General features: G+C 46.3%; 11 protein-coding genes. 2 read left to right on the forward strand and 9 right to left on the reverse strand.

Annotated features, from left to right (window positions below):
* Positions 1-43: 43 nt before the first annotated feature.
* The 4 genes from JNUCC21_RS09845 to JNUCC21_RS09860 form a co-directional block, all read right to left on the reverse strand.
* Complete coding sequence (locus tag JNUCC21_RS09845) at positions 44-1,219, reverse strand: MFS transporter (protein ID WP_063095091.1); 1,176 nt, start codon at positions 1,217-1,219, stop codon at positions 44-46.
* Positions 1,220-1,362: 143 nt separating this feature from the next.
* Complete coding sequence (locus tag JNUCC21_RS09850) at positions 1,363-1,665, reverse strand: helix-turn-helix transcriptional regulator (RefSeq protein WP_003153841.1); 303 nt, start codon at positions 1,663-1,665, stop codon at positions 1,363-1,365.
* 46 nt (positions 1,666-1,711) lie between these two features.
* Positions 1,712-3,631 (reverse strand): threonine--tRNA ligase, encoded by a 1,920-nt coding sequence (thrS, locus tag JNUCC21_RS09855; RefSeq protein WP_369878795.1) that lies wholly within the window; start codon positions 3,629-3,631, stop codon positions 1,712-1,714.
* 641 nt (positions 3,632-4,272) lie between these two features.
* Entirely contained in the window at positions 4,273-5,139 is an 867-nt protein-coding gene (locus JNUCC21_RS09860) for a LysR family transcriptional regulator (RefSeq protein ID WP_061581695.1), read from the reverse strand.
* Positions 5,140-5,257: 118 nt separating this feature from the next.
* Between JNUCC21_RS09860 and JNUCC21_RS09865 the strand changes: the two genes are divergently transcribed.
* The gene (locus tag JNUCC21_RS09865; RefSeq protein WP_369878820.1) at positions 5,258-6,238 is read left to right on the forward strand and encodes a zinc-binding dehydrogenase; all 981 of its coding nucleotides are present in this window, start codon (positions 5,258-5,260) and stop codon (positions 6,236-6,238) included.
* Positions 6,239-6,560: 322 nt separating this feature from the next.
* On the opposite strand, the gene gltD is transcribed toward JNUCC21_RS09865, so the two are convergent.
* Positions 6,561-8,042: a glutamate synthase small subunit gene (gene gltD, locus JNUCC21_RS09870; RefSeq protein ID WP_007611890.1), complete on the reverse strand. Its 1,482-nt coding sequence runs from the start codon at positions 8,040-8,042 to the stop codon at positions 6,561-6,563.
* A gap of 16 nt (positions 8,043-8,058) precedes the next feature.
* The gene (gltB, locus tag JNUCC21_RS09875; RefSeq protein WP_369878796.1) at positions 8,059-12,618 is read right to left on the reverse strand and encodes a glutamate synthase large subunit; all 4,560 of its coding nucleotides are present in this window, start codon (positions 12,616-12,618) and stop codon (positions 8,059-8,061) included.
* 145 nt (positions 12,619-12,763) lie between these two features.
* On the opposite strand from gltB, the gene JNUCC21_RS09880 reads away from it, so the two are divergent.
* Positions 12,764-13,666: a LysR family transcriptional regulator gene (locus JNUCC21_RS09880; protein WP_015239986.1), complete on the forward strand. Its 903-nt coding sequence runs from the start codon at positions 12,764-12,766 to the stop codon at positions 13,664-13,666.
* 60 nt (positions 13,667-13,726) lie between these two features.
* On the opposite strand, the gene proB is transcribed toward JNUCC21_RS09880, so the two are convergent.
* The 3 genes from proB to rtp all read right to left on the reverse strand — a co-directional run bounded on the left by proB (position 13,727) and on the right by rtp (position 16,263).
* Entirely contained in the window at positions 13,727-14,845 is a 1,119-nt protein-coding gene (gene proB / locus JNUCC21_RS09885; protein WP_369878797.1) for a glutamate 5-kinase, read from the reverse strand.
* 24 nt (positions 14,846-14,869) lie between these two features.
* On the reverse strand, positions 14,870-15,718 hold the full coding sequence (gene proC, locus JNUCC21_RS09890; protein WP_069007403.1) for a pyrroline-5-carboxylate reductase: 849 nt from the start codon (positions 15,716-15,718) through the stop codon (positions 14,870-14,872).
* Between the two features lie 176 nt (positions 15,719-15,894).
* A complete protein-coding gene (gene rtp, locus JNUCC21_RS09895; RefSeq protein ID WP_003153833.1) occupies positions 15,895-16,263 on the reverse strand; it encodes a replication termination protein in 369 nt (122 codons plus the stop codon).
* Positions 16,264-16,669 lie beyond the last annotated feature (406 nt).

The following is a 16,669-nucleotide window of genomic DNA, read 5'->3' on the forward strand; positions in this document are numbered from 1 at the left end:
GGTGAAAAGCCTCGTTTCTCAAGCTGAGAAACGAGGCTTTTGTTTATTCTGCACTGTATTCAGATGAGGTTTTTTCAGACGTTAATGACGCAAGCGAAAGCACACCGCACATCGCGATGACAACACCCGCTGATCCGATCCATGTCACTGATGCAAGAGACAGATGAGTGACAACAATGCCCCCGATGCCCGCCCCGGCCGCCATAGCCAGCTGCATCACAGACTGGTTGAGGCCAAGTAATACACCCGATGATTCAGGCTCCATCGTTGCCAAATGATACTGCTGAGCAGGCCCAGATGACCAGGCGGCGAAGGACCAAAACATAAGCACTGCCGCCGCTCCGAAAGCAGAATGTGTGACAAACGGCAATAACATGAGCATGATAGCATGAAGCGCCATTCCGCCGGTTAATGTCATACGCGCCCCCCATTTGTCTGCGCTGAAACCGCCTGCTTTAGAACCGGCAAGACTTGCAACACCGAAAATAAGCAGCAATGTACTCAGTATTCCGCTTCCGATATGAGTAACGTTCAGTAAATACGGAGAAAGGTACGTATACGCAACCGAATAGCCTCCGAGCCAAAAAAACGTAATGGCCAGCCCGACTGCCACCTTTCGTTTCTTCAAAAGAGAAAATTGCTGAATGAGCGGCACCGGTTTATCTCCTTTTATCTCAGGCAACGCGAAACGTATAATAAGCATGGCAATGATTCCGATTGCCGCAATTCCGGCAAAAACCACCTTCCACCCAAAAGCTTCAGACACGGTTCTTCCGATCGGAACACCGATAATGAGCGCCGCCGTAAACCCCATAATGACGGTTGCGAGAGAACTTGCCTGTTTTCCCGGGGGAGCGATTTTTGCTGCGATCGTAAGCGCGGTGACCACCACAGTTCCTGCTCCAAGCGCCATGATCACCCGCGCTCCCGCAAATAAACCGAATCCCTGCACAAGGAAAGAAATGATATTCCCGATAACAAACAGCCCCAGAGCATAGATCATGAGCTTCCTTCTGTCCAGTTTTGCTGTAAGGGCCATCATGACAGGCGTTCCGATTGCATAAACAAGTGAAAAAATCGTAATCAGCTGCCCTGCCGCTGCCACAGTAACTCCCAAGGAACCTGCAATTTTATCAAGCATCCCTGATATCACATATTCAGACGTCCCCACTAAAAAACTGATAATTGCCAAAATGTAAATCTTCCAGGTATTTTGCACCTGACACACTCCTTCATTGATGATTTATATAAAGATATATTGTGATATATCGATATAAAGAGTTGAACAAACAGAAACAAATCGCAATATGTCGATGTGTAGTCGGAAAAAGAAACTGAATCCCTCTTCTAAAGGATTCAGCCCTACATTTCGCGCTGAAAATAATCGGCCATCGCCTTTATCGCGTCTTCATCTCTTTTATAATAGGTGTATTTGCCAATCCGTTTTGTTTGGATAAGGCCCGCCCGCTGAAGGATGGAAAGATATTGAGACGCCGTTGACTGTGTCATCTGAAGCTTATCGGTGATCTGGCTGACACATACTCCGATCTCATTCATATCAATGCCATCATGCGGGGCGAAGTGACGGTCCGGCTCTTTCAGCCATTGTAAAATCTCAAGCCGTGACTCATTAGACAACGCTTTAAAAACATCAATAGGTTTCATACGCTTTATTATATCGTGATTTTACGATATGTCAATATTGTTTTTATTAAATCTCTATTTTTTGTTTTGCCTCTCTTATGATCCGGGAAATAAAATCACTCACATTCTCTTCAAATGTGTCTTCCCGCCCGTATTGCCTTACATGTACAGATTGATGGCGGCACTCTCGATCTCCCACAACAGCAATATACGGTATTTTTTTCATTTGTGCTTCTCTGATTTTATAGCCGAGTTTTTCATCGCGCTGATCAAGCTCAGCCCGGATACCCGCTTTCTTCATTTGCCAATGCACCTGTTCTGCGCAGTCCCGGTGTGCGGTGTTTGATACTGGGATGATTTTTGCCTGTACCGGTGCAAGCCATAAAGGGAACGCTCCTGCGAAATGTTCTGTAATGATTCCGAGAAATCTGTCGAGAGATCCGAATACCGCCCGGTGAATGACAACAGGACGGACTTTTTGGTTTTTTTCATCAATATATGTTAAATCAAATTTCTCCGGCATTTGAAAATCCAGTTGGACAGTGGCGCATTGATGGCTCCGGTTCAGCGCATCTTTTATATGAATATCAATTTTCGGTCCGTAAAATGCACCATCTCCCCGATTAAACCGAAAACGATATCCCTGTTCTTTTAATACTTTTTCTAATGCGCTCTCAGCCCTGTCCCACAAGTGTTCGCTTCCCATGTAATCTTCCGGTCTTGTTGACAGCTCAATATCATAGGAAAAACCAAATGCGGTGTACACCTCGTGAATAAGCTGCAGCGCCGAAGCGATTTCACTCTCGATTTGATCCTGCGTTACAAAAATGTGTGCGTCATCCTGGCAAAAAGATCTGACGCGGAGCAGGCCATTAAGCGCCCCGCTGAATTCGTGACGGTGCACCTGACCGAACTCAGCCATCCGAATCGGAAGATCACGATAAGAACGAAGCTTTTCTTTAAATAAGAGCATGTGGCCGGGACAGTTCATCGGCTTTAACGCGAAGCGCTGATGATCGGCTTCTGAGAAATACATATTCTCTTTATAATGTTCCCAGTGACCGGATTGCTCCCAAAGACGCTGGTTCATCATCATAGGGGTGCGCACTTCCTGATAATGATAGGCATCCTGCTTTGAACGCAGAAATGATTCAAGCGTGTTTCGGATAAACTGACCGTTCGGCAGATAAAAAGGCATACCCGGCGCTTCTTCCGAAAACATAAAAAGTTGTAACTCCGCTCCCAATTTCCGATGATTTCTCATCTCCGCCTCTTTCAACAGCTGAAAATGTCTGTTCAGCTCCTTTTCTGAGGAAAATGCTTTTCCATAGATGCGCTGGAGCATTTTTTGGTTGCTGTCGCCGCGCCAATAAGCCCCTGATACATGAGTGAGCGAAAAAGCTTTTATCTGTCCGGCAGACGCCAAGTGCGGACCCCGGCATAAATCAATGAATTCGCTCTGGCGGTATATACTGATTGTATCAGTCTGCGGAATACCCGCTAAGAGCTCAAGCTTCAGCGGTTCATGAGCAAACAGCTGCTCTGCCTCTTCTCTGGAGATTTCTTCTCTGATAATTTCCGGATTTTCCGAAATGATTCGGTTCATCTCTTTTTCAATGACGGCCAGGTCTTTTTCAGTAATTGTTTCATCCATATCAAAATCATAATAAAAGCCATTTTCAATAACGGGTCCGATCCCTAAACAAACCTTCGGATACAGACGTTTTACCGCTTGCGCCAATACGTGTGCTGCTGTGTGTCTCATCACTTCCAGTCCCGCTTCAGACTGAAAACTGCACAGTTCAATCGCCGCGTCAATCTGAATGCTTCTTCTAAGGTCAAATAACGATCCGTTTATCTTTCCGGCGGCAGATGCCTTTTTCAGACTCGGACTGATTGATTGTGCGATCTCTTCTAACGTAACGCCTTTCCGGTATTTTTTTTGTTTCCCATCAGGAAAAGTAATCACAATGTGTGGCTCCTTCACGGTCTGATCTCTCCTTTATTTTTAATAAAATAAAAAACACACTCATCCCAAAGCTAGGGACGAGTGTGTGTCAGACCCGCGGTTCCACCCAAATTCCCGCCACTTTAAGTGACGGCTCATTTTTGCCGTAACGCGGCTATACGGTATCGGCTGCTTTCGTTCACCGATACAGCTCAAAAGGCGGTAAGCTCATTCTTCGTGCCGGGAAGGTCTCAGCCGTGCCCTCCCTCTCTGTATGGCCGGTTAAAATGTCTCATGTCCTTATCATTGCCATTTTTCTTATATAAACAAAACACACTCATCCCAAAAGAAGGGACGAGTGTGTGTGTCAGACCCGCGGTTCCACCCAAATTCCCGCCACTTCAAGTGACGGCTCATTTTTGCCGTAACGCGGCTATACGGTATCGGCTGCTTTCGTTCACCAATACAGCTCAAAAGGCGGTAAGCTCATTCTTCGTGCCGGGAAGGTCTCAGCCGTGCCTTCCCTCTCTGTATGGCCGGTTAAAATGTCTCATGTCCTTATCATTGCAGATACTTTATCCGAAAAACTTTCTTTTATTATACATAAATTTTCCGAAAAAGAAAGTTTTTTTAAGAAAAACCAGAACGAAAAAATTGGCGTACACAGCTGTCCTGTTTTCTCATCTTCCGTTCGGTAATGCTTTTAATCCATTCAGCAGTTCTTCAAACGCCGATGTCAAAAATAAATCACTCCGGTAGATGAATGATATATTCATATCCCGAAACTGTTCAGGAAGCTCATGAAGAAAAAGATTTTTCCTGTTTTGAAAATAACGGACGGCTGATGCAGGCAGAAAGGAAACCCCCATCCCCGCCTGCACCGCCCCAATAATGGCTTCCAACGTACCGAATTCAATGATTTTATGTGCGGGTACTGCTTCTTCTTTCAGTATGTTTTTTATTTTGCGGCGGTGCGAACAGCCCGTGGCAAAATACAGAATCGGCTCTCGCAACAAGTCTTGCAAACTGCCTTCCCGCTTATTTGAAGCCAAGACCAATTCTTCTTGAAATACAGCGACTTGTTCAAGATCTTCGTATTCGACCGGACCATAAACAAAAGCGCCGTCCAGCTCATAGTGTAAGACGCGCTGCACTAAGGTATGTGTATCACCGGTTGACAGAGACAGCTGTACTTTCGGGCAGCGGCTGCAATACTCCGTGAAAAATTGTGGGAGATGGACGGCTGCCGCCGTTTCAAGAGAACCGATTCGAAGCGGGCCGTTCGGATCGCCTGCTTCTTGCGCCGTTTTTTGCGCCTCATGCAGCAATTGAAGGATTCTGTCTGCGTCTTTCAATAAGTTTTCACCTGCAGGCGTCAGCGTCATCCCCCGATTTGTGCGGTAAAAAAGCTGTGTTTGCAATTGCCGTTCCAGCTGCTGAATCCTGTTTGTCACATTTGATTGAACATAATGCAGGCTTTCTGCCGCCTTTGAAATACTTCCTTTGCGGGCGACAGCCTGAAAAATCTTTAAGTCTCCGCTTTCCATGTAAGGGCACCTTCTTGCTATGATTTTTATTGATAGCCGGCTATCAATTTTCATTTATTTACTGCAGCTGATACAGCCTGTAAAATCTTTCTCATCAATCATAAAGGAGAGAAGAATGATGAATGCCCTTATCATACACGAAAATGGCTTTGATTTCAGGCAGGCACCTGACAAAAGGCCGGGAAACGGCGAAGTAAAAATAAAGCTGAAAACAGCCGGATTAAACCATCGTGATTTGTTTTTAATGAAAAACCACGAAACCGGAAACCATGAATTTACTCTCGGTTCAGACGGCGCGGGAATCGTAACCGAAATAGGACACGGCGTCCGGTCTCATTTACTGCATGCAGAAGTCATTATCAACCCGGTGCTGAATTGGAAGACTGTTGAGGACGTACCGGCCGTCCCTGACATTTTAGGCGGTCCGAGCGACGGAACATTTTCACCTTATGTCATCGTTCCTGAGGAAAATGCCGTTTTAAAACCCGAACACCTGACTTGGGAGGAAGCGGGCGTGCTGCCGTTATCAGCATTAACCGCTTATCGCGCCTTATTTACAAAAGGACAATTAAAAAAAGGCGAACATCTTATCCTTCCGGGCATCGGAAGCGGCGTGGCAGCATACGCTTTATTAATGGCAAAAGCTATCGGAGCGACAGTCAGCGTCACCTCCCGCAGTGAAAACAAAAAACAAACCGCACTGTCATACGGTGCAGACCGGGCGATTGACAGCTACGGTGACTGGAATGAGGCGCTGAATGGCGAAAAAGCAGATATCATACTTGACGGTGTAGGCCCCGCCTTGTTTCAACACTATCTTGACATTATGAAACCGAATGGCCGGATCGTAACATTCGGCGCCAGTTCAGGCGATCAGCTCGGATTTCCTATTCGCTCGCTGTTTTTTCCGCAGATTCATATTCTCGGTACATCAATGGGAAGCAATGAGGAATTCGCGGATATGCTGGAATTGGTAAACCGCTGCGGCATCCGCCCCATTATCGACCGCATGTACCCTCTCAGTGAAGCAGCTGCCGCTTTTAACAGAATGCGGGAAGGACGGCAGTTCGGCAATATCGGCTTTCGTTTGGATGTCTAAAAAAGAGGAGCGGACCCGTCCGTTTCCTTATTTGTTTATAAGCGTTTCCGCTTGAAATTCAATATGTTTTTCTTCATCAATTCAAATCTGCCCGCAAATCGACTGCAGACACACAGAGCCCGTCAGCAGCACCGTGATCAACTGCTCAAGGCTTGCAAATCGTCTCAGTCTGCGGAAGAAAACAATCTCTCCACTCTGTAAAACAAAATTCCATATGTTATCTTCCACGTTATCCTTATATACCAATAAAGGAAGAAGGAGGTTTCATTTCAATACGAAAAACCGGCTGATCCCAGCCGGTTTTATAAATAAACCCCTTTATTTACGGTAAAACAGTGCTCCCCATTAAATAACTGTCGACTTCGCGCGCTGCTTCCCGGCCTTCATTAATCGCCCATACAATCAGGCTTTGGCCCCTTCTCGCATCCCCTGCGGCGAAAACACCGTCAACATTCGTTTTATAATCCCCATATGCCGCCTGAATTTTATGATTTGCCGAATCGACACCGAACTGTTTCAATAATGGCTGTTCCGTCCCTTCAAAACCGATGGCGATGAACACCAGCTGAGCAGGCCAGACTTTTTCTGTTCCGGGCAGTTCATGAAATTCATACTTTCCGAATTCGTTTCTGACTTTTTCCATTTGAATGGTGTGAATCTCTTGTAAGCGACCCTGCTTATCGGCGACCATTTTTGTCGTCTGAATTGAATATTCTCTCGGGTCTTTGCCGAACTTTGCCTGCGCTTCTTCATAGGCGTATTCAAGGGTAAAGACGTGCGGCTGTTCAGGCCACATATTGTCGTTCGTGCGCGTTTGAGGAAGTTTAGGATGTTTCCCGAACTGGTGTACGCTGCGCGCTTTTTGGCGCAGCGCGGTTGCCACGCAGTCAGCTCCTGTGTCTCCTCCGCCGATTACGATGACGTCTTTCCCTTTAGCGTCTATATATTGTTTGTCTTTAAAGTTGGAATCTAAATAGCTTTTCGTCGCCAGTGTTAAATAGTCCATCGCATAATGGACGCCTTTTGCTTCCCGGCCTTCAATCAGCAGATTGCGCTGCTTTTGGGCGCCTGTGCACAAAATGACGGCATCAAATTGTTCTTTCAGCTCATCTGCCGTTATGTCAACGCCGATTTCGGTATTTGTTACAAAATCTATACCTTCCTGCGTCAAAAGTTTAATACGGCGTTCGACGACATTTTTCTCAAGCTTCATGCTCGGAATGCCGTACATCAGCAGACCGCCGGCTCTGTCGGCACGCTCATAGACCGTTACGGAATGACCGGCTTGGTTCAGCTGATCAGCGCTTGCCAGACCTGCCGGGCCTGAACCGACGACAGCGACTTTTTTACCTGTGCGTTTCGCTGGAATTCTCGGCTGAATCCATCCGTTCTCAAAACCTTTGTCAATGATCGTCCGCTCGATGTTTTTAATTGAAACAGCCGGATCTGAAATAGCCAGCGTACAAGATCCTTCACAAGGAGCGGGACAGACCCGCCCTGTGAATTCAGGAAAGTTATTCGTTTTCAGAAGGCGCTCCAAGGCTTCTTTCCAGCGCCCCCGATAGACGAGGTCATTCCACTCCGGTATCAGATTATAAATCGGGCAGCCGGACGTAAAACCGTTGATATCAGCGCCGATTTGGCAAAACGGTGTGCCGCAATCCATACACCGCGCCCCCTGCCGCTTTGACGCTTCATCTGAAAATGGAGCCGAATACTCTTTCCAATCCTTTAAGCGAGTGAGAGGGTCCCGCTCAGCCGGTTTTTCTCGTTTTTCTTCCATGAATCCAGTTGGTTTCCCCATGTTCCTCTCCCCTTTCTTACTGTACTACCGCTTGTTTATGGTCTTTGGCAGGCGTTTGGTGAATCTTTGTATTGGCTTCAAAAGCATACATAATTGCGTCTTCTTCTGATAAACCCGCCGCTTTTTGTTCTTCGATGCTGAGGAGCATTTGTTTATAGTTTTTCGGAATGACTTTGATAAAGGTTTCTGCGGCTTTTTCCCAATTGTCCAGAAGATCTGCGGCTTTTTTGCTGTTTGTCAGCGCCGCATGCCGTTTGACCATTTCTTGCACTTCTTTGATCTCCGCCTCATCCATCAGCTTTTCAAATGAAATCATTTCCATGTTGCATTTGCGTTTAAATGCTTTGGCATCATCACTCAGGACGTATGCGATACCGCCTGACATTCCCGCCCCGAAGTTTTTGCCGACTTCGCCGAGGACGACAACCCGGCCGCCTGTCATGTATTCACAGCCGTGGTCTCCGATACCTTCTACAACGACATTGACTCCGCTGTTACGGACTGCAAAACGTTCACCTGCGCGCCCGTTAATGTACGCTTCCCCGCTTGTTGCTCCGTAAAATGCGACGTTCCCAATAATAACGTTATCGTGCGTTTCACAATTGAAGGCATCAGGCGCTTTCACGATGATTTTTCCGCCTGAAAGCCCTTTGCCTACGTAGTCATTTGAATCCCCGTTCAAATGAAGCGTCATCCCTTTAGGGACAAATGCTCCGAAACTCTGTCCGGCTGATCCGGTAAAATGAAGTCTGATCGTATCATCCGGCAGGCCTTCCGCTCCGTAGCGTTTAGAAATTTCACTTCCCGTCACGGTCCCGGCTACGCGATTTGTATTATTGATCTTGATTTCAGCTTCCGCTTCCTGACCGGCTTCAATTGCAGCCTGCACCGCCGGAAGAATAACCGTCATATCAAGCGACTCGTCGATTTTATGGTTTTGCGCCGTACGGAAAGTGCGTACGCCTTCAGGCTGGTACAGCAGTGTGGATAAATCAAGCTGGCCCGCTTTCCAATGCGCTTTCGCACGTTCACTGACATGTAGAACGTCTGTCCGTCCGATCATTTCATCAAGCGTCTTAAAGCCTAACTGCGCCATATATTCACGCACTTCTTCTGCGACAAACAGCATGTAATTTACGATATGGTCAGGGTCGCCCATGAATTTTTTGCGAAGCTCCGGGTTTTGCGTCGCGACACCTATAGGACATGTATCTAAATGGCAGGCGCGCATCATGACGCAGCCGAGAACGACAAGCGGCGCTGTAGCAAAGCCGAATTCCTCCGCACCGAGCAAGGCGGCCATTACGACATCTCGGCCTGTCATCAGCTTACCGTCCGTTTCCAATACCACGCGATCCCGTAAACCGTTCAGCATCAGCGTTTGGTGAGCTTCTGCAAGACCAAGCTCCCACGGAAGACCCGTATGTTTAATACTTGTTTTCGGCGACGCGCCCGTTCCGCCATCGTAGCCGCTGATGACGATGACATCCGCAGTGCCTTTTGCCACACCGGCCGCAATCGTGCCGACGCCGGCTTTTGACACGAGCTTGACGCTGATTCGCGCGCTTCGATTTGCATTTTTCAAATCATGAATCAGCTGCGCCAAATCTTCAATTGAATAAATATCATGGTGAGGAGGCGGTGAGATCAGCCCTACACCTGGTGTAGAACCGCGGACATCCGCGACCCAAGGATATACCTTGTTGCCCGGAAGCTGACCGCCTTCTCCCGGCTTCGCCCCTTGCGCCATTTTGATCTGCAATTCATCCGCATTGACGAGATAATGGCTCTTTACGCCGAAACGGCCGGAAGCAATCTGTTTAATCGCACTTCTTCTGTCGTCGCCATTTTCATCCGGAACGAAACGTTTCGGGTCCTCGCCGCCTTCTCCGCTGTTGCTTTTTCCGCCAAGCCTGTTCATCGCTATCGCTAAAGCCTCATGGGCTTCCTTGCTTAATGAACCGAATGACATCGCTCCTGTTTTAAAACGTTTCACGATGGAAGCAGCTGATTCAACTTCCTCTAATTTTAAAGGCTTGCGGTCTTCTTTGAAGGCGAACAGATTGCGTAAAAATCCGATTCGTTCTTCATCCGCTGCATGAGAATACTGCTTAAACAGGCTGTAATCATTTTTGCGGCAGGCCCATTGCAGCGTATGGATGGTTTTCGGGTTGAAAGCGTGGTGCTCTCCTCCGTTCCGCCATTGGAATTCACTTCCCGGATCAAGGGTTTGGCTGTAATCATCCTTGTACGCCGCTTGATGGCGCTGTTTCGCTTCTTGCGCAATCGTCTCGATATCGATTCCGCCAAGCTGAGATGCAGTACCGGTAAAGTATTTAGCGATAACGTCTTCACCGATGCCGACCGCTTCAAAAATTTGGGCGCCCCTGTAACTTTGCACAGTTGAAATCCCCATTTTTGACATCACTTTCACGACGCCTTCTGTTACGCTCTTTCCGTATTTGCTGACAGCTTCTTCATACGGAATATCAAGCCGGCCTTCATCGATTTCCTGCTTATACGTAGCGTAAGTCAAATACGGATTGACAGCATCTGCACCATACCCGATGAGAGCCGCAAAGTGATGAACTTCACGCGCTTCTCCGGATTCAACGATAATGCTTGCTTTTGTTCGCAGACCTTGGCGGATCAAATGCTGATGCAGCGCACTGACGGCCAAAAGCGGCGGAATCGGTGTCAACTCTTTACTCATTGCCCTGTCAGATAAAATTAACAGAGATACGCCTTCCTTGATCGCTTTTTCCGCCTGCTGAAACAAATCCTTCAGGCCTTTTTCTAGGTCATCGGAAAACAGCGTGCGGATGTTCTGGCTCTTAATGTCAGGATGCACAAGTGTTTTCAGCGCATAAAACTGTTCGTTTGATAATACAGGAGTATAAAGCTTTATGCGGCGTGCATTTCTTTCACTCGGATGCAGCAGATCACCTTCAGCTCCAAGCCAGGTCACCGTAGAAGTTACCAGCTGCTCGCGGATCGCATCAATCGGCGGGTTTGTGACTTGCGCAAACAGCTGTTTAAAGTAATGAAACAGTGATTGGGCGCGGTCGGATAAAACGGCGAGCGGCGAATCATTTCCCATAGAGCCGAGCGGGTCCTTGCCTTCTTTAATAACAGGGATTAAATATTTCTGAATATCTTCATACGTATAGCCAAACGCTTTTTGACGGACGAGAAGATCATCGAATTGTTCCTCTTCCCGGATTTCCGGGTCAGGATTCACTTGAACCAATTCTTCTTCAAGCCATTTTTGATAAGGGAATTCATTGGCAATTTCTGTTTTCACTTCTTCATCTGAAATAATCCGGCCTTCTTCTAAGTCAATGAGCAGCATTTTTCCGGGCTCCAGACGTTTTTTATGAAGAATGTTCTCCTGCTCTACTTCAATAACGCCGACCTCAGATGAGAAAATAATATGGTCATCTTTTGTCACATAGTAACGTGCCGGACGCAAGCCGTTACGGTCAAGGATGGCGCCGATCTGTTTTCCGTCCGTAAACGAAATGGCGGTCGGCCCGTCCCACGGCTCCATTAAAGAGCTGTGATATTCATAAAAAGCCCGTTTCGCTTTAGACATGTGAGTGTTTTCCGTCCATGGTTCCGGAATCAGCATCATTGCCGTATGTGCCGGTTTCCGCCCTGCCATCACGAAAAATTCAAACGCATTATCAAGAATGGATGAGTCACTGCCCTCAGCATTTAGAATCGGCAGCACTTTGTGAAGATCGTCTCCGAAGCTTTCTGAAACGAACTGCTGCTCCCTCGCTCTCATCCAATTGATATTGCCCCGGAGCGTATTGATTTCTCCGTTATGAATCAGATAGCGGTTCGGATGGGCACGTTCCCAAGTAGGAAAGGTATTTGTGCTGAACCTTGAATGCACGAGTGAAAATGCAGATACGAAGGTTTCATCCTGCAAATCCAAATAAAAAGCGTCAACCTGCTCAGGCGTTAACAACCCTTTATAAACAATAGTCTGGCTTGACAGGCTTGCGAAGTAAAAATCAAGCTGTTCTTGAACGCCCCAATTTTCCGCCTGCTTCCGGATGACATACAGTTTGCGTTCAAAAGCAAGGCTGTCTTTCAAATCGTTTGCGGCGCCGATGAATACTTGACGCACATATGGGCAAGTGCCTTGTGCCACTGTTCCGATTTTTCCGACATTTACAGGGACGGTTCTCCAGCCGAGAACGATCTGTCCTTCCTGCTCAATGAATGCATTCACCTGTTTTTCGATCTTTTTTCTTTCCTCTTCATTTTGCGAGAAAAAGACCATTCCTACCCCGTAACGGCCTTTTTCCGGCAGTCTCATTTCTCCGCACTCTTTCTTAAAAAAAGCATCAGGGATCTGAACCATCAGGCCGGCGCCGTCACCCGTATTCGGATCACTGCCCTGTCCTCCTCTGTGATCCAGCTGGCAAAGCATCTTCAGTCCTTTTTTGACAATGTCATGTGAAGGTTTCCCTTTTAAATGGGCATACAAGCCGATTCCGCATGCATCGTGCTCAAATTCCGGACGGTAGAGACCTTGTGCTTTCGGCATTTGATTGTAAGTCATAATTCCTCTCCCCCGATCAGTTTCCGTTAATTATCGGTCATAAAATCTGACAACTTTAAATTAATTGTAAGTTTTCAAAACAATATAAACAATATATAATTTAGATCAAATACATCTCAAAATGAGATAGATAGGTGTGAACGCAATGGAATTACGCCAGCTTCGGTATTTTATGGAGGTAGCAGAACGGGAACATGTGTCAGAAGCGGCTGATCATCTGCATGTCGCACAATCCGCCATCAGCAGGCAGATTGCAAATCTTGAAGAAGAGCTGCAAGTCACTTTATTTGAACGGGAAGGCAGAAATATTAAATTAACGCCGATCGGCAAACAATTTTTAGAACATATTAAAACGGCGATGAAAGCAATTGATTACGCGAAAGAACAAATTGATGAATATCTTGATCCGAATCGCGGAACCGTCAAAATAGGATTTCCGACGAGCCTTGCAAGCCAGCTTTTGCCGACGGTGATTTCGGCGTTTAAAGAGGAATACCCGAACGTTGAGTTTTTGCTCCGCCAGGGTTCTTATAAGTTTTTAATCGAAGCGGTAAGAAACAGGGATATAGATGCGGCGCTGCTCGGCCCCGTTCCGACGGAATTCCCCGACATAACAGGCAATATCTTATTCACGGAAAAGATTTACGCGCTTGTTCCGCTGCATCATCCGCTTGCCAAACAGAAAAATATTCATTTAATTGATCTGCGCGGCGACCAATTTGTTTTATTTCCTGAAGGGTTTATTCTCCGTAACATGGCGATTGACGCTTGCAGACAGGCCGGCTTTGCGCCGCTTGTATCGACGGAAGGCGAGGATTTAGATGCCATTAAAGGATTAGTCTCCGCGGGGATGGGAGTTACTTTATTACCTGAAAGCACCTTTGCAGAAACCACACCCCGGTTCACGGTCAAAATTCCGATTGAATTTCCTCAAGTGAAGCGCACCGTAGGCATTATTAAACCAAAAGGAAGAGAACTTGCTCCGTCTGCAAATGATTTCTATCATTTTGTCATTCAATTTTTCTCCAAACTTGAACAATATCAATAAAAAACAAACCCGAGCTTCAAAACGAAGCCTCGGGCTTTTTCATATTTTTATAGATCTTTCTCAGCCGATCGGAATGGATAGTTCAACGTGGCAGACAAAAGCTTCCGGATCAATGACTGATTGATCGGTCTGTTTGGGCGGCGTTTCTTTAAATGTCTTCAGCTGGGCTGAGGAATAGTTGACGATGCCGAGTCCGAGCTCTTCTCCCTGCTGATCAAGCAGCCTGACAACCGCTCCGCTGCTGAATCTGCCCTTAATCTGCTCGATGTCCTGCGGTGACAGCTCCATATTTCCGTTCGCGACATCGCGGCTGCTTTCTTTTTCCATCACAATTTCGCCTTCGGGGCCGGAATTAAATGCAAGCCATTGTTCTTTGTGGTTTAACGGCAGGGTTCCTTCCGCTTCAAAATAAGTTCCTTCAGCCGCCTCATCTACCGCTTGAAGCAGAATGTCCGGAATGTTAGCCTGCCCGAGAAAGCCTTTAATACCGGAGGCCATCACAATTTTAAAAGCATCCAGTTTCGAACGCATTCCGCCGGTTCCCATTTCACTCCCGGCATCTCCCGCGCTTGCTTCTATTTCCGGAGTGATGTCACTTACATGACTGATTCTTTTCGCTTTCGGGTTGCTGCGCGGATTATCATCATATAAACCGTCAATGTCTGATAAAATCACAAGCATCTCGGCATCAATTAAACCTGCCACCTTCGCTGCGAGTGTATCGTTATCTCCGAATTTCAGCCGGTTGACTGTGACCGTGTCATTTTCATTAATAATCGGAATAATGCCTCGTTCCAAAAGGACGTTCATCGTATTGCGCACATTATGGTAGCGGCATTCATCGGAAAAGTCGCTTCTTGTAATTAAAATTTGTGATGCGACATAACCGTGCGCTAAAAACAGCTTTGAATAAGCCTCCATTAATAATCCCTGCCCGATGGAAGCAGAAGCCTGTTTTTCAGGGAGGCTTTCCGGTTTCTGAATAAATCCGAGCTTCCGATAACCTGCCGCCACTGCGCCGGAAGATACTAAAATCACTTCATAGCCGCTGTCTTTCAGCTGTGCGATTTGATCCACCAATGCTTCCAGCTTTCTTCTGCTGATTTCCCCGTGCAGGCTCGTCAGTGAGCTGCTGCCGATTTTCACCGCGACTCTTTTGATCTTCGTCCGAGACGTCACTGTATCACTCCTGTTTTTTAACGATTATAGTGCTGCCGTTTTTTCAATTGTTTTGCTGATCTCAATAGAACGTTCGGTCGCGTGTTTAATGGCTTTGGCAATGGCTTCTCCGCCGCCTTCTGACCTGAGCGCATCGAGGCCGGCTTCCGTCGTGCCGTTTGGAGAGGTGATGTTTTCCCGAAGCACATCCGGTTTTTCACCCGTTTCCATCAGCATTTTAGCGGCGCCCAATAACGTTTGCGCGCCGATTTTGCGGGACAGCCGTTTGTCTAAGCCGGCTTCTTCACCTGCTTTTTCAATAAACTCCATTAAATAATAAAAGTACGCCGGTCCGCTGCCTGCGATACCGGTGAAAATGTCCATCTGATCTTCCTTGATCACGTACACTTCCCCGAGGCATTCCAAAAGGGATACCGCGGTTTTTGCTGAACCGTAAGAGACATGGTCTCCGAAAGCCGCAGCTGTTGCCGATTCGCCGATCATGCTGGATGTGTTCGGCATCACTCTTACAACCGGCTGACGATCATGTAATGATTGTTGTATAAATGAGGTTGTTATGCCTGCCAGAACAGACAGGATGATTTGATGAGGTTGAATACGCCGTTTCAGCGCAGCCAGAGCGATTTCAGCATCCTTCGGTTTCATGGCTAAAATAAAGACATCAATGTCTTCGGTTTTCATGCTGTCAAAAGCAATGCCTTGAATACCGTATTGATGTTCCAATTCAGCGAGTCGCTCTGTATTGCGGCGGTTTGTCACGCAGATGTTTTGGTTGGGAATTTTTTTTGCGCGGACCATGCCTGATATCATTCCTTCAGCCATTGATCCTGCTCCGATAAAAGCAACTTTCTTTTGATCTAAGATCGGTAACATCTCCCTTGTTCGTATTTTGTTCGTATTTTTCACACGTTTTTTATGTTACCACTTCAGGAGTTGATGTCAAGTTTGAAGGTATTATTGATATGTATTGTTCCGAGCCTGCTATTATGTATAATGAATCACAGAACAAACCTTTTGAGCCCGGGAGGCCGGGGGCGTTCCGGCCGGATTTAAAAATTATCTGAAATGGCTTTTTCTATCAGCTTTTTGCAGCGGTCAAGCTCTGTCTTCAGCTGTTTTTTGTAAAGCTTCGCAGCCTCATAGTCTTTAAATTGATAGAGAACGACTTCCTGGAGTTTGGCTCCCTCTTTTTTCACTTTTACTTGCTTTAAAATCCCGTCATCCAATAGTTCGTGAAGTGAACGGTACACCTCGGTATGATTCGGCTTAAAACCGATGGGTTTAAATTCCGAACGCAGCACTTCGAGAAGCTTCAGTCCGTAAAGCCGTTCCTGCTCTGTCATTGTAATCATGTAAAGCTTTAAAAAAGCTCTTTGTTTCACTAAAAAACCGGTTGAACTTCTTTTTTCTTCTTTCAATATGTGCACACCCTTTCCTCTAACAAATAATTCCATGTACTAAATATTCTCTATAGATGCCCTTTTCCCTTTTTATATGCTGTATCAGTTTTATTTGTATCTTGTTGTTTTTATGGATAGAGGGAAAAATCGAATAACTGAACATTTGGTACATAGTTTATTTAGTATAATTATAACCTGTTTGTGCCGATATTTCATTCTTCCGTTCAGGGGTAGTACCACATCACTATCAAGTTAAAAAACAAAATACCCCCTAAAATGAAAAAATACTGTAAAGTAATAATAAAGATTTGATATTATAATCAAATTATCGAAATGTTTATTTGGAGGTTTTATTAATGAACATTTTAAGTTCGTGGTTATATAACATGAAAATCATAAAATACTTATTGGGAAGGAGTTGATA

Source organism: Bacillus sp. JNUCC-21 (genome assembly GCF_041222765.1).
Classification (GTDB): Bacteria; Bacillota; Bacilli; order Bacillales; family Bacillaceae; genus Bacillus; species Bacillus velezensis.